This is a genomic window from Frigidibacter sp. (genome assembly GCF_030695035.1).
In the GTDB taxonomy this organism is placed as follows: Bacteria; Pseudomonadota; Alphaproteobacteria; order Rhodobacterales; family Rhodobacteraceae; genus Frigidibacter.
Genome location: NZ_JAUYTT010000020.1, coordinates 45,109 through 62,428, shown reverse-complemented (window position 1 = coordinate 62,428; position 17,320 = coordinate 45,109). Strand labels below are relative to the sequence as shown.

Below are 17,320 nucleotides of genomic sequence, written 5' to 3'. Positions count from 1 at the left end.
ATGAAACTTCTTGCACCTTGCGACAAGGCGCGGTGATCAGGAAGGCCCTCCCATGCAGCAAGAAGACCTTATCGCGGCACTGAGGGCGATCACCGGGCCGGGCCATGTTCTGCACGATCCGGCCAGCATGGCGCCCTTCCTGCAGGACTGGCGCGGCTATGGCAGCGGCAGCGCTGCGGCGGTCGTGCTGCCGGCGAGCACGGCGCAGGTCGCCGAGGTCATGGCCCTTGCCGCACGCGCGGGGCGCCCCGTCGTGCCGCAAGGTGGCAATACCGGACTGTCGCAGGGGGCGCAGCCTTCGGGCGACGGCAGCGCAATCGTGGTGGCGATGCGGCGCATGGCGGCGATCCGCGAGATCGACAAACCCTCGGGCGTGATGCTGGTCGATGCGGGGGCGACGCTGTCGGCGGTTCATGCCGCCGCGCTGGAGGTGGGCCGCCGGGTGCCGCTGAACCTTGGCAGCGAGGGCACGGCCCAGATCGGCGGGCTCGTCTCCACCAATGCCGGCGGCACCAGCGCCCTGCGCTACGGCCCCATGCGCGAGCTGGTCTGCGGGATCGAGGTCGTGCTGCCGGACGGGCGGATTTTCAGCGACCTTCAGGCCCTGCGCAAGAACAACACCGGATATGACCTGAAGAACCTTTTCATCGGGGCCGAGGGCACCTTGGGCATCGTCACCGGCGCGGCGCTGCGGATGCATCCGGTGCTGCACGCCTCGGCCCATGCCTGGATCGCGCTGTCCGGGCTGGAGGCCGTGGCCCCGATCCTCAGCGGCTTGCAGGACGCGTTCGACACGGGGTTGCAGGCGGCGGAACTGCTGTCGGGCACACAGGTCGATCTGGTGCTGCAGCATATTCCGCGCACACGGCACCCGCTGGACTCGCGCCCCGAATGGTCCTTGCTGGTCGAGCTTGGCCAGACAGATCCCGGGGCCGATCTGCGCGGCAGGCTGGAGGACTGGCTGGCAGAGCGGTTCGAGGACGGCCTTGTCATCGATGGGGCCATTGCGCAGTCCGACGCGCAGGCCGCCGGCATCTGGCATATCCGCCATTCGGTGTCAGAGGCCAACAAGATCCACGGTCACAGCCTGTCGCATGACGTTGCGGTTCGCCCCTCGCGCCTGGCCGGGATGATCGCGCGGTGCCGGGGGGCCGTGCAGGGCGCCTATCCGGGTGCGAAGATCCTGATCGTGTCGCATATCGGCGACGGGAATGTGCATTTCATCGTGCATTTCACGCATGACGAATGGGCCCGGTTCCCCGATCCGGACGCCGCGACCCGGCAGGTCATGAAACTGGTGCATGACGAGGTCGGCGCGCTTGGCGGCACGTTCTCGGCCGAGCATGGCATCGGGCGCAAGCTGCGGCAGGAGCTGGCGCAGCGGGCCGATCCGGTTCGCCTGCAGATGATGCATGACATCCGCGGGCTGTTCGACCCGGAAGGGCGGATGAACCCCGGTGCGGTTCTGTAGAGCGCCCGCCCCTTGCCGGGGCGGGTCACCTGGCCATTACGCCAGCTGCTCTTCGCGGATCGCCTTCAGCGCCGTATCCATCAGCGCGCGGGTCGCGGCCCCGGGTGCGCGCAGCGGCAAGGCGACATCCCCGACCGGCTGCCCCATGGCGGCCAGCATCGCCTTGAGCGGGCCAGGGTTGGTCTCGTTGAACAGCGCCGCGAAGACCGGCAGCAGCTTGCGGTGCAGCGCGATGCCTTCTGCGAACTCGCCCCGCGCAAGGGTGCCGTGCAGGCGCACCCAGTAGCCCGGCAGCAGCGGCGCGCTCGCCAGCACCCCGCCCCGCGCGCCATGCATCAGGTGGATCGCGTAGAGCATATCGTCGCCCGACATCAGCGAGATCTTGTCCGCGACCCGCTCCGCCAGACGGTTGAAGTAATGCGCATCGGTGTTGCAGATTTTGGCGCCGATAATGACGCCATCATCCGCCAGCCCCGCGATCATGTCGATCTGCGTATAAAAGCCCGTCCGGCCCGGGATGTCGTAATACACCAGCGGGGCATCGACCGCCTTGCGATAGGCGCGGAAATACTCCGCCACGCCCTCTTGTGTCGGCACCACATAGAAGGGGGTGACCAGCATGATCGCGTCGGCCCCTGCCGCGCGGAACGCCTGCCCCATCGTCACGGCATCGGCAAAACCCGTGGACAGCACACCCGGCACGACCGGCAGCGCGCCCCTGGCCGCCTCGACCGTGCGGCGGACAACCGCGATGCGGTCCTCGTCCGACAGCGCGGTGAACTCACCCGTGCCGCCCATCGGGACGAGACCCGTGACGCCGGCAGCGATGTTGCGCTCGACAAGGTCGGTCAACGCCGCCAGATCGGGCCGGCCTGCGGGAGTCAGCGGCGTCGGCAGGGCGGGGAAAATTCCGTGCAGGTCATCGGTCAGCATGTGGGGTCCAGTCATTCTTGGTCCACCCACTCTAATAATTTTCGTAAACGAAAATCAAGCGCACTATGATGCATGATTGCGCGGCCCCGGCATCACGCTTATTCAGGGATCACCAAAGCCGCCGCGGGGATCGCCCAGATGGAATTCAACGCCGCCACCTTGCGACCAGAGCCCGAAGACGGGCCCTCCAGCGACGAGACGGTCGATGTCGGCACCCGGATCGCGCGGCTGCGCGCCAGAAACGGCTGGACGCTTCAGGAAACCGCGCGCCGGACCGGCGTGGCCTTTTCGACCCTGTCCAAGATCGAGCGGCAGGACCTGTCGCCGACCGTAACGACCCTGACCAAGATCGCGCGCGGCATGGGGCTGACCCTCAGCCAACTGCTCGAAGCGCCCCGCCCCGTCGTGGGCGTGGCAAGGCGCAGCATCGCGCGCGGGGCAGAGGGGCGCGTCTCCGCGACCTCGACCTGTGACAACATGATTCTGTGCAGCGACCTGACCAACCGCAAGATGACCCCAATCCGCACCAGGGTCCGCGCGCGGGATCTGACCGTCTATGAGGAATGGGCCAGCTATGATGCCGAGATCTTCCTGACGGTGCTCAGCGGCACGCTGGTCATCCACAGCCAAAGCTATGTTCCCACCCGTCTGACCGCCGGGGACAGCATCTACTACGACGCCTCGGCCCGCCATCTGTGGACCTCGGAAGGCGAAGACGATGCCGTCGTGCTGTGGGTCTATGCCGAATAGGCCAGCCGGGCCCGTCAGGACTCGGCTGGTGCGAGGGCTTCTGCCCCCTGAAGCAGGGCGCAGGCGGCGGTGATGCGGGCCATCGCCTCGGTCAGCTCCGCCTCTGACGTGGCATAGGAAATGCGGAAATAGGGCGACAGGCCGAAGGCCGATCCCGGCACCACCGCAACATTCGCCGCCTCCAGTAGCCAGGCGCAGAAGTCGCGGTCATCGCGCAGCCTTGCGCCACCCGGGGTGACGCGGCCCAGCATCCCCTCGCAGCTTGCATAGGTGTAGAAGGCCCCCTCGGGCCGGCGGCAGGTGATCCCGTCGATCCGGTTCAGCGCATCGACCACCAGATCGCGGCGCCGGGCAAAGCTGGCGGCGCGGTCCTTCAGGAAGTCCTGCGGGCCGTCCAGCGCGGCGATGGAGGCCGCCTGCGTCACCGAGCAGGGACAGGACGTGGACTGGCTTTGCACCACGGCCATCCCTGCGATCAGACCCGCCGGGCCGCCCGCATATCCCAGCCGCCAGCCGGTCATCGCATAGGCCTTGCTGACGCCGTTGATCGTCAGGCAACGGTCCTTCAGCGACGGGTCGAGCGCCAGCGGTGTCACGAAGCGGAAATCGTCGTAGATGATGTGTTCATACATGTCATCGACCATCAGCCAGACATGCGGGTGCCGGTGCAGAACCTCCAGCAGCGGGCGGTAATGCTCCTCGGCATAGGCCGCCCCGGTCGGGTTCGAGGGAGAGTTCAGCAGCAGCCATTTCGTGCGGGGCGTGATCGCCGCCTCCAGCGCCTCGGCCGACAGGCGGAAGCCGGCCTCCCCGGGGCAGGGAATGGCCACGGGAACGCCGCCCGCAATCTGGACGATGTCGAAATAGCTGGTCCAGCAAGGCGTCGGGATGATGACCTCATCGCCGTCGTTCAGGCTGGCCATCATGGCGTTGTACAGCATCTGCTTGGCGCCCGCCCCGGCCGTCACCTCATTCTGGGCGAAGCTCAGGCCGTTCTCGCGCGCGAACTTGTCGCGGATCGCCCGTTTCATCTCGGGCGAGCCGTCAAGGTTGGTGTACTTCGTCTCACCCCTGCGGATCGCGGCGATTGCCGCGTCCTTGATGTGGCTTGGGGTGTCGAAATCCGGCTCGCCCGTGCCAAGGATGATGACGGGGCGCCCCTCACGCTTCAGCGCCGCTGCACGGGCAGTGATCGCAAGGATCTCGGACACGCCGAGATCCGCGATCCGGCCCGCAGGCTGGAAGGTACTGGTCATGTCGCTCTCTCAGATATCGAAGACCACGCCCTGCGCCAAGGGGAGCGCGCGGGAGTAGTTGATGGTGTTGGTGGCGCGGCGCATATAGCCCTTCCACGCATCCGAGCCGCTTTCGCGCCCGCCCCCGGTTTCCTTCTCGCCGCCAAAGGCCCCGCCGATTTCAGCGCCCGAGGTGCCGATGTTGACGTTGGCGATGCCGCAATCGGAGCCGGCGGCCGACAGGAACAGCTCGCTCTCGCGCAGGTCGGTGGTGAAGATCGACGACGACAGGCCCGCGCCGACTGCGTTGTGATCCTCGATCACCGCCGGCAGGTCGGTGTAGCGCATCACATAGAGGATCGGCGCGAAGGTTTCCTCGAACACCGGCCCGGTCTGCGAGGGCATCTCGACCAGTGCCGGCTTCACGTAGAACGCCGCCTCGGGGCCGGCCTCGGTCACCCGGGCGCCGCCATGGACGGTGCCGCCAGCGGATTTCGCCGCGGCCAGCGCCGATTGCATGGCGTCAAAGGCGGCCTTGTCGACCAGCGGGCCCACCAGCGCCTGCGTCGTCAGCGGGTTGCCCACCGAAACCGAGCCGTAAGCCTTGATCAGCCGCGGCACCAGCGCGTCATAGACAGAGTCATGCACGAACAGCCGCCGCATCGTCGTGCAGCGCTGGCCCGCTGTGCCCATCGCGCCAAAGGCAATCGCCCGCAGCGCCATATCCAGATCGGCCGAGGGGCAGACGATCCCGGCATTGTTGCCGCCGAGTTCAAGGATCGAGCGCCCGAACCGCGCCGCGACCTTCGGGCCGACCTGCCGGCCCATGCGGGTGGAGCCGGTGGCCGAGACAACCGCCACGCGCGGGTCATCCACCAGCGTCTCGCCAGCCTCGCGCCCGCCGATGATCACCTGCGCCAGATGCGCGGGCGCGTCGCCGAACCGGGCCAGAGCGCGGTCCAGTATCGCCTGCGAGGCAAGCGCGGTCAGCGGAGTCTTTTCCGAGGGCTTCCACACGACCGGATTGCCGCAGACCAGCGCCAGCGCGGTGTTCCAGGACCAGACCGCGACCGGGAAGTTGAAGGCCGAGATGACGCCGACCACCCCCAGCGGGTGCCAGGTTTCCATCATCCGGTGCCCGGGCCGTTCCGTCGCGATGGTCAGACCGTACAGTTGCCGCGACAGGCCCACGGCGAAGTCGCAGATGTCGATCATCTCCTGCACCTCGCCCGCGCCTTCGGACGGGCTCTTGCCCGCCTCGATCGACACGAGCCGGCCCAGATCGGCCTTGGAGGCGCGCAGCTCTTCGCCCAGCAACCGCACCAGCTCGCCCCGGCGCGGGGCGGGCACGTCGCGCCATGCCCGGAAGGCCGCAGCAGCGCGGCCGATGGTGGCGCCGACTGCCGCCGCATCCTGCTCTGGCAGCTCGGCCGTCCGCTCACCCGTAACGGGCGAGAAGCTGTGCAGCGTGCCGCCAGTGTAGAGTTTGGCATCGACCCCGAGACGGGTCAGAAGGTCGGCGCAGTCCTTGGCGATGGTATCGGTCATGTCATGTCCTCAGTCGAAACGGGCGGCGCCAAGGCGGGCACCCCCGAGGGTTTCAAGAATGGCTTTCGACAACCTGCGTAGCGCAGGGTCGGCGTATGTGTCGTGGAATTTCTGGTTGCGGCGGCCGATGGCATGCTCGGCGCTGAAACTGCCGCCGAAGTCGCGCACCGCCACCTCGACGATGCGCGCGCGCAGGGCGGCTTCGGCGGCGGGGTCGGTTGCGCAGGCGCTGCCGGGCGGCACGACAAGGTTAAAGTGAACGCCGCCGTCGCCGATATGGCCGAAGTCGCAGACGGACACCTCGGGATGGGTGCGGGCCAGCTCTGCCCGCATCTGGGCGCAGAACCGCATCGTATCGCCGCGCCGGAAGCCCAGATCGAAGGCAATCAGCCGGCCCGCGGCCTTGACGCCTTCCGACAGCGCATGGCGCAGCGCCCAGCCATGTTCGGGGCGGCCGAAGCGCGCATCAGCCAGCAGGTCCGGCTCTGCCTCGATCAGGTCGGACAGCACCGTTTGCAGCAGGTCGTCCAGCCCCGGTTCGCCAGGGGCGGGGGCCGAGGTCCGCGCGATCTCGATCAAGATGGTGTAGTCCGGCACTGGGCCGGGCGCGAAGGGGTCGCGCAGCGAGGGCACATGCGCCAGCGCCGCGGCCACAGCCTCGCGCGACATGCCCTCGAAGGCGCTGAGCCGCGTGCCGAAGCGGCGTTCAGCCTCGCGCAGCAGCGGCAGCACCGCCTCGGGCCCGGTCGGCACCAACAGCGCCACCGCGGTTTCGCGCGGCACGGGGGACAGGCGCAGCTCTGCCTCGGTCACGATGCCAAAGGCGCCGCTGGTGCCGATCAGCAAGTGCTTCCAGTCCGGCCCGGTATTGTCCTTGCGCAGCCCCGCGCCAAGCCGCAGCACCTGCCCGTCCGGCAGCACGGCGGTCAGGCCCATGACATTCGCGCGCACATCGCCGTGGCGCAGGAACCGCGCGCCGCCGGTATTGGTGGCGATCATGCCGCCGACCGAAGGATCGGCGCCAAGGTCGATGGGAAAGAACAGCCCGTCGCCGGCAAGCCTGTCGTTCAGCTCCGACAGCAGCAGCCCCGCGCCGACCAGTGCCGAGGCGTTGTCGATGTCGAGCGCGAAGCCCTTCAGCCGCTCGAGGCTGAGCACCAGCTCGGTGCCGCTGCCATCGGGGGTGGAGCCGCCGACGAGGCCTGTGTTCGCGCCCTGCGGCACGATCCGCATCCCGTGCCGCGCCGCGATGGTGACACAGGCTGCCACTTCTTCAGTGTCAGCCGGGCGCAGGACCGCCAGACAGGTGCCACTGTCATAGCGCGCGCCCTGCTCGTACCGCGCCCGGTCCGCCGGTTCGGTCAGAACTGCCGCTGCGCCAAGGACGGCCCGGATCTCGTCCAGCCCGGTCATGCGCGGCCGAGCGCTTGCAGGCTGGCCTTCAGCGAGGCCGCCTCGATGCCCGCGTAATGGGCGAACTCGTCCAGAACGGCCGCCCCCAGATCCGCCTCGAACATCCGCTGGTTCGGGCTCGCGGCAAACTCCTGCACGCCGGAATCGCCGAGGTTCGACTGGAAGATGCCCGCCGCCGAGACCGGCAGGAAATCCTCGTAGACGATTGGATCGCAGCGCAGCGCCCCCGCGGCCAGCAGCGCCTCGGCATCGCCCGGGGCGGCGGGCTTGCCCGTGGTGGACCATTCGAAATAGCCAAGGCCCTGCGCGCGGATCGCGTCCCAGCTGTCGGGGAAGGCGGTGAACACCTCTGCCAGCACGGCATTATACTCTGCCGCATTCGATCCATCCGCAGCGGGAACGATGCGCGCGCGCACCTCGTCCAGCAGCTTGTCGTAAAGCGCCCGGCCCTTCGGGGTCAGCGCGATGCCCCGCGCCTCGATCTCGCCGAAACGGGCGGTGTGCGAGCCGCTGACCGCCGTCTCACCGGGGAATGTCACCGCCTCCTGAAGCGCCTTGAACGAGGTCTGGCGCAGAAGGATCGGGCATTTGCGCCGCGGCGGCCCCTCGATCACCGCCTTGGGCGTGATGCCGACCGCCGGCATCCCCTCCTGCACCGCGTCGATATCCAGCGTGCGGGGCGTGAGGTGGTTGATATGCGGCCCCTTGAAGGACACGACATCCGCGACCAGCCGGTGCGCATCGTGCAGCCGGTGGTAGAGATCCGCCGAGACCAGAGCATCGGGGTGCCAGCGGAAGGTCTTGGTCGCCTCGGCCACGAAACGGTCTGCATCCTCCTCTGACAGGCCACCCTCGGCCTCGGCCTTCTCGATCAGCGAAAGGCAGGCGGGGGTGAAGATGCTGCGGCGCGCGAGGATCTCTGCCGCCTCGGCCCGCAGCGCCGGGTCGGCGATCAGATCCAGACGCAGGAGCGAGGTGAACACGCGGAAGGGATTGTGGCGCAGCGCCGCCTCGCCCACCGGGCGGAAGGCGGTGGAATGCACCGGAACGCCCGCCTCGCTGAGGTCATAGTAACCGACCGGATACATGCCCATCACCGCGAACAGCCGGCGCATCGTGGCAAGCTCGGCGGCCGTGCCAAGCCGGATCGCGCCATGGCGTTCCTCGGAAATGCGCTGAAGCTGATCCGTCGCGGCAAGATCGGCGGCAAGGCCGGCATCGCGCGCCAGCACGTCGCCATTCACCTCGGCCACAAGCGACAGAAGGGTGCCATAGGCAGGAACCTCGTCGCGGTACATCGCCGACATGGCCGAGGAAAACCGGGCGCGGATCTGATCGGGCGAAAGCGGGGAGGGGGTGGTGGACATGATACCTGCAAGCTTGATGATTGCTGTAGTCATCCAGATAGCGTACCCCATATCCCAAGAAACGCGCTGATTTGGACTGACTTGATGTGGATCCGGAATGAAGTTGAGCCGTAGCCGTGTCCCCGGCATCCTGTCACTGCAATCCTTCGAGGCCGCGGCGCGCCACGGCAGCTTTACCCGCGCCGCCGAAGAGCTGAGCCTGACGCAAAGCGCCGTCAGCCGGCAGATCAAGGATCTGGAGGCGCAGCTGGGTGTCGCGCTGTTCGAACGCGTGCGCCAGCGCGTGGTGCTGTCGAACGCCGGCACGCGCCTGCTGCCCGATGCCGCGCGGCTGCTATCGCAGGTCGAGATGCTGGCCCTGCGCGCCGCAGGCTCGCGCGACGTGACCGGGCAGATCTCCATCGCCACCCTGCCGACCTTCGGCAGCCGCTGGCTGGTGCCGCGCCTCACCGATTTTCTGGCGCAGCACCCCGGCCTGCAGGTCACGGTCACCTGCCGGGCGGAGCCGTTCGACCTGAACGAGGCGGGCGTCAACGTCGCGATCCACTATGGGCAGCCGGTCTGGCCCCGCGCCAGCTGCACCTATCTGTGCGGCGAGACGGTAGTGCCCGTGGCCTCGCCGACGCTGGCCCGGGAGCACGCCGACCCGATCCTGACGGCGCCCCTGCTGCATATGGATTCGCGCCCGATGCTGTGGGTCGAATGGCTTGCCGCGAATGGCGAGACCACGACCGACGGGCTGCGCGGCCACAGGTTCGACCAGTTCACGCTGCTGATCGAGGCGGCGATGGCCGGGCTGGGAGTCGCGCTGGTGCCGACTTATCTGGTCGAGCGCGAGTTGCGGGAGGCCGCCTTGCAGATCGTCCGCGATGCCCCGCTGAGAACGGACGCTGCCTATTACGTGGTGCTGCCGAATGACCGCGCCTCGGACCCGGCCTGCAGCGCATTCCTGAGCTGGATCACGGATCGCGTGGCCCCCTAGCCGGGGCAGGGCGAGCCCCTGCCCCACTTGCGTCAATCCCCCTGCTCGAGCTTCCTGGCGAGTTGCTTTCCTTTGGTCGCCGACCAGATCAACAGCACCACGGTGGTCAGGATGACGCCAGCACTGATGGGTTCGGTCAGGAACACCGTCAGATCGCCCATCGACAGCAGCACAGCGCGGCGGAAGTATTCCTCCATCATCGGGCCAAGGATCAGCCCCATCAACAAGGGTGCTGCATCAATCTGCAGCAACCGCATCGCATATCCAAGGCCACAGATGCCAAGCACCATGAAGACATCGAAGCTGGAGAGCTTCAGGCTGTAGACCCCCACACAGGTCAGGCACACCACCGCGGGAAACAGGAAACGGTAGGGAATGCTGAGCAGCTTGATCCAGACCCCCACCAGCGGGATGTTCAGCACCAGAAGCAGAAGATTGCCGATCCAGAAGCTGGCGACCAGCGCCCAGAACAGGTCGGCATGTTCCGTCATCAGCCGCGGCCCCGGCGGAATGCCGTGGATCATCAGCGCACCAAGGATCAGCGCCATCGTCGCGCTACCCGGAATGCCGAGTGTCAGGGTTGGAATGAACGCCGTCTGCGCGGCGGCGTTGTTCGCCGCTTCCGGGCCGGTGACGCCTTCGACGATGCCGGTGCCAAAGCGTTCGGGATGGCGGCTGACCCGCTTTTCCAGCGCATAGGCCAGAAAGGCCGCGATAGTGGGGCCCGTGGCGGGAAGCGCCCCCAGCAACGAGCCAAGCAGGCCGCCGCGGGCAACCGGACCGGCGCTTTGCCTCACATCCTCGCGCGTGGGGCGCATGTCGCGCAGCCTGACGGAGGTTTTCGCCGGGCCGTGCCGCGGCTGGCCGATATTGGCGATGATCTCGGGCAGCCCGAACAGGCCCATTGCGATGATGACGACGCTGATCCCGTCATAAAGATCGAAGCTGCCGAAGGTGAAGCGCTGGATGCCGGTGTTCACATCGGTCCCAACCGTTCCCAGCAGCACGCCCACGACCACCGCGCCGCAGCTTTTCACCACCGACCCTTGGGTGATGCAGGTGGCCGCGATCAGTCCGAGGACCATCACCGAAAAGTAATCGGCCGGGCCGAAGCGCAGCGAAAGATCGGCGAGGAGCGGCGAGAAGACCGCGAGGATGACGATCCCGATGGATCCGCCGATGAAGGAGGCGATGGCCGTCAGGAACAGCGCCTGCGCCGAACGGCCCTTCAGCGTCATCTGGTAGCCATCCAGCGTGGTGACGGCGCTGGAGGCCGATCCCGGCAGGTTGATCATGATCGAGGCAATCGATCCGCCATACTCGCCGCCGTAATAGATGCCCGCCAGCATGACCAGCGCCGCATCTGCGGGCAGATAGAAGGTCATCGGCAGCAACAGCGAGATCGCGATCATCGAGCCGATGCCGGGCAACACGCCCACGAAGGTGCCGACGGTCACGCCGATGAAGCAATAGAACAGGTTCGTCAGGGTCAGCGCTTGCACAAAGCCGGACCCGAGATTGGCCAGTATTTCCATCTCAGACCCCCGCTACAGCTGGAATGGGCATCCCCAGCAGTTGGACGAAGACCAGCCAGATGCCGATGGCGAGTGAGACCGCGAGCAGCGCAGCCTCGTGCAGCCTGGTGCTGCGATCCGCGAGGGCGCTGATGATGCCGCACAGCACAATCGCGGGCAGCAAGCCCAGGCGATCGATCGTCAGCGCGAAGACCACGACGCTGGCCGTCACGAACAGCACGGCCCGCACGGCCGGGCGCGTGATCGGGACAGGGGGTTTTCGCCAAGCGCTCACAAAAACCGCAAACCCCAGAAGAATTGCGATCAGTCCTGCGGCGAAGGGAAAAAAGCCTGCCCCCATCTCGGTCAGCGTGCCTGTCCCGAATCGCAGCGCTCCGAGGGCAAAGACGCCGCCGATGGCGGCAATACCCAAGCCCGCGACCGAGTCCCGGGACCGGAATTTCTCTGGCAAATCAGCCATCACGACCTTCATCCCCTTGCTGGAAAACAGATTATTATTCTCTGCGAAAGTCTGACTGCGGCAACGCGTCGCGCAATCTTCGCTTGCCGCTTGACAGTAGCATCCAACTTTCTCACCATCAAAAAAATAATTACAATAATTGCAATCCAATAGTGAGGACTGAACATGCTCTATAAACTGCTAAGCGGCCTTGCCGTCACGGCCATGGCCCTGATCACCACCACCGCCCCTGTCAGCGCGCAGGACTACCCGTCCAAGCCCTCGCGGATCGTCGTGCCCTACAATGCCGGCGGCGCCGTCGACTATGTCGGCCGGGTCTCGGCAGAGGGCCTGTCGAAGCTGTTCGGCCAGAACTTCGTGGTCGAAAACCGCCCCGGCGCCTCGGCCGCCATCGGCATCCAGTTCGTGAAGAACGCCGCGCCCGACGGCTACACGTTCCTCTTCACCTCGGTGACCAGCAACGCGATCACCGCAGCGATGGAACCCGGCGTCGGGGGTTATGACCTGAAGGCCGATCTGCAGCCGGTCGGCCTCGTCGGTCAGGTGCCGCTGGTTCTGGTCGCCAGTGCCTCGGTTCCCGCGACAACGGTTGCCGAGCTGATCGAGTATGCAAAAACCCAGGAACAGCCGCTGGCCTATGCGTCCTCGGGCGTCGGGTCGACCGAACACCTGGGCGCGCTGGCCTTTGCGCAGGCGGCGGGGATCGAGCTGCGGCACATCCCCTATACCGGCGGCGCACCGGCCATGACCGACGTCGCAGCGGGCCGCGTCCCGCTGATGATCGCCACCCTGCCGACCGCGCAGCCGCAGATTGAGGCGGGCACCATCAAGGCCCTGGCCGTTGCCGTTGAGGAGCGGGTCCAGAACCTGCCGGATGTGCCGACTGCCGCCGAAGCTGGGCTCGAGGGGTTCGCTGTCGCATCCGTCTACGGCCTGCTGGCGCCTGCCGGGATAGATGCCGGCATCCTCGCCGCGCTGCGCGAGAACCTCGCGGCGATGGTGGCAAGCCCCGAGTTTTCGCAGATGATGCTCGACCGCGGCATCATCCCGAACGCGCTGGTCAGCGAAGATCCGGATGCGGCCTATGTTGCGGAAATCGACCTCTGGGCTGAATTGGTCGCCCAGATCGAAGCCGAGTGACGCGCCAAGACTGCCCCTACTGAGCTTCCGCCCGGCCCCGACACTCCTGTCCGGGCCGGGCGCCTGATTGAGCCCTGCGGTGCCCGATGGCGCCCTCTACGAACGAAAGATTGGCGATGCGCAACTCCGTACCGATGGACCTCGTTGACTCTGTCCTGTTTCGCGACACCCTTGCCCGCCGGGCCGCGGAAGAACCGGAGGCCCCGTTTCTGAAGTTTCGCGACGAGACCTATACCATCGCCCAGATCAACGCCTCGGCGAACCGCGTTGCGAATGCGCTTCTTGCCAGCGGGCTGCGCCCCGGGGACCGGGTGGGCCTGATGCTGCCCAGCCATCCCGACCATATCATCGCGATCTTCGCCACCATGAAGGCGGGGCTGGTGCGGGTGCCGGTCAACGTGCATGCCAAGGGCCCTTCGCTGGCCCATTACTTCACCGCCTATGACCTGTCGGCGCTGATCGCGGACGAGCCCTATCGCGAGCAATTGGACGAGGTCTTTGCAGAGGTCTCCGCCCCCAAACTCCTCTGGCGCGGCGCCCCGGGCGAGGACAGCTTCGAGACCCTCGTGGCGGCGGCAAGCGAGGCAGAACCGACCGTGGCCTTCGGCCCGGACGATATCCTTGCCCTCACCCCAAGCTCGGGCACGACCGGCGCCCCCAAGGGCGTGCTGAAATCCGACCGGACCCTGCGCGCCGGCCCCTTGGCGGTGCTGAAGGTCACCTCCGCGCGCCCCGGCGATGTGTTCTTGCTGTGGGAACCGTTGCACCACGGCGCCGGGGTCGCCGTCGTCATCGCGGCGGTTCTGGGCAAGATCACCCTGGCGATGGTGGAACGCTTCAGCGCCTCGAACTTCTGGAACGACGTGCGCCAGCACGGGGTCACCCATATCCACTATCTCGGCGGCGTGTTGCCCCTGCTGCTGAAGCAGCCCCCCAGTGACCGTGACCGCGACCATGCCGTGCGCATCGCCTGGGGCGGCGGATGCCCGCCCGAGATCTGGAAGGACGTCGAAGAGCGCTTTGGCGTCACCCTGCGCGAAGGCTATGGCCTGTCCGAGTTGATCACCTTCGTGATGATCAACGTGGACCGCCGCGTCGGGTCCTGCGGACTGCCGCTGTCGCTCTATGACATCAAGGTCGTCGATGATGCCGGGGCCGAGGTTCCCGCGGGCGAGGTCGGTGAGATCGTGGCACGCGCCAACCAGCCCGAGCTGGGGTTCATCGGCTACTACCGCAACGAGGCCACGACGGCCGAGACGCAGCGGGGCGGCTGGCTGCTGACCGGCGATCTGGCGCGCCGGGATGAGGACGGGTTCTTCTTTTACGCCGGCCGCAAGAAAGAGATGCTGCGCCGCCGGGGCATCAACATCTCTGCCTGGGAGGTGGAGCAGGTCGTCAGCAAGCACCCAAGCATTGCGGAATGCGCCCTGATCGGCGTGCCGAGCGAGCTTGGCGAGGACGACCTGAAGATCGTGGTGCGTCTGGTCGATGGCGCCAGCCTTGACCAGATGGAGCTGATCGACTTCTGCGAGGCGCGGATGCCCTATTATCAGGTGCCCCGCTATATCGAACAGATCGGCGAATTCCCCAAGACACCGACGCAGCGGATCCGCAAGAAAGAGCTGTCCCGGTCCGTTGAGGATGTCTGGGACCTCGAAGCCTCGGGCCGCGTCATCTCCAAGAGCAAGGCCAAGGCATGAGCGCGGCGGTCGACGGCTGCGACTATGTCAGGGTCGATCAAGATGGCGGTGTGGTCGCCACGGTGGTCATCGATCGTCCGCACAAGCGCAATGCGCTGGACCGCGCTGGATGGCACGCGCTTGGCGCGGCGCTCACGCGCCTGGCTGCCGACAAGACCCTGCGCTGCCTGATCGTGACGGGCGTCCCGGGTGCCTTTTGCGCCGGGGATGACATCCCTGCCTTCGCGGCCGTGCAGGACGATCCAGCCGCGCGGCGGGACTACTGGGACACGATCATGCGCTGCTACGCCGCGATCAGCGCTGTCCCCTTCCCTGTCATCGCAGCCATCGACGGGCCCTGCATCGGCGGCGGCTGCACCCTCGCCCTGCGCGCCGACTTCCGGGTTGCGGGCCAGGGTGCCTCGTTCGCGGTTCCGCCGGCCCGGCTGGGTCTGGTCTATCCCGCAGACAGCACCGCGCTTCTGGCCCATATCGTCGGCGACAGCTTCGCGCGCTACATGCTCTATGCCGGCCAGAAGATCGACGCTGCTCGCGCCGTCGCTGCGGGGTTGGCAATGGGGTCTGGCGAAAGCAGCGGGTTGGGGGCGGCCCGCGAGCTTGCGAAGGACTTTGCCCACAGCGCCCCCCTCTCGGTCCGGGCCTCGAAGCTGGCGCTGAACGCTGTCGCCAACGGCACGCTGGACCTCGTGCGAAGCGAGGTCGAGCAGCTCTCTCATCAAGCAGAGCAAAGCGCGGACCGGCGCGAGGGAACCGCGGCCTTCAAGGCAAAAAGACTGCCGAAGTTCAGCGGGAATTGATAAGCCGTCCAGAGCCGTACTTCCGCCAAGGGACAATCCGCCATGACCAAGCCACCCGTGGTCGATACCGACCGCGACCCTGCCGGGGCTGATCCCCGGCTGTTCATCCAGTCGGTTCGCAAGGCGATGGTGGTTCTCGAGGCCTTCAATGCGGGCGAGCCTGCCATGACGCTTCAGCAGCTGACCGAACGCACGGGGCTGGGGCGCAGTGCCACGCAGCGGTTTGTCCACACGCTCGAGGTGCTGCAATACCTCAAGCGCGATCCCAAGACCTTGCGCTACCAGCTGTCGAACCGCGCCTTCCTGTTCGTGCGCAGCATCCTGTCGGCCAATTCGGCGCTGGAGCGGTCCTTTCACCTTCTCTCGCGCCTGACCGAGAAGACCGGCGAGACGGTGTCGTGGCTGGAGCGTGACGGCGCTGCGGCCGTCGTCATCGGCACCGTTCCCAGCCCGAACAGAACCGCCATCGTGCTTCCGGTCGGCACGCGGATCGGCCTTGCGGGGTCCTGCGCCGGGCTGTTTCTTCTGGGCCAGACGGCGCCCTCGCAAGTGGGTTTGGAGGCGTTGGCACGAGGCTGGGCCATGGCCGAAGCCGAGCTTGACCGAGGCAGCCTGTCGGTGGCGGCGCCTGTCAAGGACGTCAGGGGCAACATCATCGCAGTGATCAACGTGTCGATCCTGCGCGACCGGATGACCCCGGACGAGGCGCAGAAGCTGGTCGTGCCCCCCCTGCTCGAGGCGAGCCGGAGCGCTAGCGAACTGCTTCTGGGCTGAGCTAAAGCCCGAGCGCCCGGCCAATCCGGGCGGCCGCCGCTCGCATGGGCGCCAGCAGCCGCGCCTCGGCCTCCGCCTTGGGCAGCCTGCTTTGCAGCGCCGAGACGTTGACCGCGCCGACGGGGCGCCCGTCAGCGCCGATGACGCCGACCGACATGGATACGCTGTAAAGATCCTCGGCCTTTTCCGTCAGGGCGTAGCCACGGGATTTCACCAGATCCAGCAGCTGCGAATAGGCCGCGAAATCCCTGATGTTCAGCCGTTCCCGGGCGTTGCCGCCTGTCCGGGCGAAAATCGCTTCGGCCTCCTTGGGATCCTCATATGCCAGGAAGACTTGGCCAGAGGCCGCGGTCACCACGCCGAAGCGCTTTCCGATCGGCAGGCTGACATGGCTGTAATGGCGGCTCCGCACCGATTGCAGGATGACGATCTCGTCGGCTTCGCGCCCGACCCAGGCGGCGGACTCGCCGGTTTCACTCGCCAACACCTGCAAGGCAGACAGAATTTCCGGCCCGGCATTCGCGCTTCCGAAAAGCCCTTCGCAGATCTGCAGCATCTGCGACGACAGCCCGAACTGCTGGGTCGAGTCGTCGCGGCGCAAGAATCCCAAATGCGCCAGGGTGTAGACGATGCGTTGTACGGCGCTTCGCCCGATCCCGCTGCGTTCGGCGATCTCGGACAGGGTCAACAGACGTCGCCCCCCATCGAAGGACTGCAAGATCGTCATGTTGCGCTCGACCGCTTGAACATAGAGACGCCGGTCCAGATCGATTTCAGCAGGGAATCCTGCTTGTGGATCTAGATCGTCGGCCATTTCATCCTCAGGTCTTGCATACCAAGACGATTGTCCGCAGGGCGCTGTTTTTGCTTCGGTTAAGCCACCATATTCGCGCTGCATCTGACTTGCCACCGCTCTTTGGCCGAGCCGCCGTTGCTCAACAAGCTGCGGGCCAGTCCTAAGGCAGCGACAAGCATGCCACTTGCCCTACGCGGCTTCCTTACCGCGAAGGCACTGGCTCTCTCACGCGTCCGCCGGCGAGGCTATGTCCAATGACGTTTGGTCGGGGTACGGCGCCGCGTCGGTCCTTCGCCTGTTTTCACAAGGGATAGTCAGTCCTGCCCTGCGCGGCTGGTGTCGCACGGGCCCGCCTGGTGATGGCCACGCGCCGCCTCTCTGGCGCCCCTGAAATTATGTTGACAGACTCGGGAAAGAGT

General features: G+C 66.8%; 15 protein-coding genes. 7 read left to right on the top strand and 8 right to left on the bottom strand.

Annotated elements, in window-relative coordinates; translation table 11 throughout:
* Positions 1–52 precede the first annotated feature (52 nt).
* On the top strand, positions 53–1,471 hold the full coding sequence (locus Q8S30_RS17825; protein WP_305667365.1) for an FAD-binding oxidoreductase: 1,419 nt from the start codon (positions 53–55) through the stop codon (positions 1,469–1,471).
* Positions 1,472–1,507: 36 nt separating this feature from the next.
* Here the strand turns inward: Q8S30_RS17825 and Q8S30_RS17820 are convergent, their stop codons facing one another.
* A complete protein-coding gene (locus Q8S30_RS17820; protein ID WP_305667364.1) occupies positions 1,508–2,419 on the bottom strand; it encodes a dihydrodipicolinate synthase family protein in 912 nt (303 codons plus the stop codon).
* A gap of 123 nt (positions 2,420–2,542) precedes the next feature.
* Here Q8S30_RS17820 and Q8S30_RS17815 point away from each other — a divergent pair, with 123 nt between their 5' ends.
* On the top strand, positions 2,543–3,154 hold the full coding sequence (locus Q8S30_RS17815) for a helix-turn-helix domain-containing protein (RefSeq protein ID WP_305667363.1): 612 nt from the start codon (positions 2,543–2,545) through the stop codon (positions 3,152–3,154).
* 14 nt (positions 3,155–3,168) lie between these two features.
* On the opposite strand, the gene Q8S30_RS17810 is transcribed toward Q8S30_RS17815, so the two are convergent.
* Genes Q8S30_RS17810 through Q8S30_RS17795 form a run of 4 tightly spaced genes read right to left on the bottom strand, consistent with a single transcriptional unit; the run spans position 3,169 to position 8,717 of the window.
* Positions 3,169–4,410 (bottom strand): pyridoxal phosphate-dependent aminotransferase, encoded by a 1,242-nt coding sequence (locus tag Q8S30_RS17810; RefSeq protein ID WP_305667362.1) that lies wholly within the window; start codon positions 4,408–4,410, stop codon positions 3,169–3,171.
* A 9-nt stretch (positions 4,411–4,419) separates the two neighbouring features.
* Positions 4,420–5,937 carry an aldehyde dehydrogenase family protein gene (locus tag Q8S30_RS17805; RefSeq protein ID WP_305667361.1) on the bottom strand — a complete coding sequence of 506 codons (1,518 nt, stop codon included), beginning with the start codon at positions 5,935–5,937 and terminating at the stop codon, positions 4,420–4,422.
* A 9-nt stretch (positions 5,938–5,946) separates the two neighbouring features.
* A complete protein-coding gene (locus tag Q8S30_RS17800) occupies positions 5,947–7,350 on the bottom strand; it encodes an FAD-binding oxidoreductase (RefSeq protein ID WP_305667360.1) in 1,404 nt (467 codons plus the stop codon).
* A complete protein-coding gene (locus tag Q8S30_RS17795; protein WP_305667359.1) occupies positions 7,347–8,717 on the bottom strand; it encodes a VOC family protein in 1,371 nt (456 codons plus the stop codon). Before Q8S30_RS17795 ends, Q8S30_RS17800 begins: the two co-directional genes overlap by 4 nt.
* 97 nt (positions 8,718–8,814) lie before the next feature.
* Between Q8S30_RS17795 and Q8S30_RS17790 the strand changes: the two genes are divergently transcribed.
* Positions 8,815–9,699, top strand: coding sequence for a LysR family transcriptional regulator (locus Q8S30_RS17790; protein ID WP_305667358.1), 885 nt, complete (start codon positions 8,815–8,817; stop codon positions 9,697–9,699).
* Positions 9,700–9,731: 32 nt separating this feature from the next.
* Here the strand turns inward: Q8S30_RS17790 and Q8S30_RS17785 are convergent, their stop codons facing one another.
* Positions 9,732–11,234 (bottom strand): tripartite tricarboxylate transporter permease, encoded by a 1,503-nt coding sequence (locus tag Q8S30_RS17785; RefSeq protein WP_305667357.1) that lies wholly within the window; start codon positions 11,232–11,234, stop codon positions 9,732–9,734.
* A gap of 1 nt (position 11,235) precedes the next feature.
* Positions 11,236–11,706 (bottom strand): tripartite tricarboxylate transporter TctB family protein, encoded by a 471-nt coding sequence (locus tag Q8S30_RS17780; protein ID WP_305667356.1) that lies wholly within the window; start codon positions 11,704–11,706, stop codon positions 11,236–11,238.
* Positions 11,707–11,859: 153 nt separating this feature from the next.
* On the opposite strand from Q8S30_RS17780, the gene Q8S30_RS17775 reads away from it, so the two are divergent.
* From Q8S30_RS17775 to Q8S30_RS17760, 4 genes are all read left to right on the top strand, one after another.
* Positions 11,860–12,834, top strand: coding sequence for a tripartite tricarboxylate transporter substrate binding protein (locus Q8S30_RS17775; protein ID WP_305667355.1), 975 nt, complete (start codon positions 11,860–11,862; stop codon positions 12,832–12,834).
* Positions 12,835–12,950: 116 nt separating this feature from the next.
* Positions 12,951–14,534: an AMP-binding protein gene (locus tag Q8S30_RS17770; RefSeq protein ID WP_305667354.1), complete on the top strand. Its 1,584-nt coding sequence runs from the start codon at positions 12,951–12,953 to the stop codon at positions 14,532–14,534.
* Positions 14,531–15,331 (top strand): enoyl-CoA hydratase/isomerase family protein, encoded by an 801-nt coding sequence (locus tag Q8S30_RS17765; RefSeq protein ID WP_305667353.1) that lies wholly within the window; start codon positions 14,531–14,533, stop codon positions 15,329–15,331. The genes Q8S30_RS17770 and Q8S30_RS17765 overlap by 4 nt, the downstream gene beginning before the upstream one ends.
* A gap of 42 nt (positions 15,332–15,373) precedes the next feature.
* A complete protein-coding gene (locus Q8S30_RS17760; RefSeq protein ID WP_305667352.1) occupies positions 15,374–16,105 on the top strand; it encodes an IclR family transcriptional regulator in 732 nt (243 codons plus the stop codon).
* A gap of 1 nt (position 16,106) precedes the next feature.
* On the opposite strand, the gene Q8S30_RS17755 is transcribed toward Q8S30_RS17760, so the two are convergent.
* Positions 16,107–16,919, bottom strand: coding sequence for an IclR family transcriptional regulator (locus Q8S30_RS17755; RefSeq protein ID WP_305667351.1), 813 nt, complete (start codon positions 16,917–16,919; stop codon positions 16,107–16,109).
* Between the last annotated feature and the right edge of the window lie 401 nt (positions 16,920–17,320).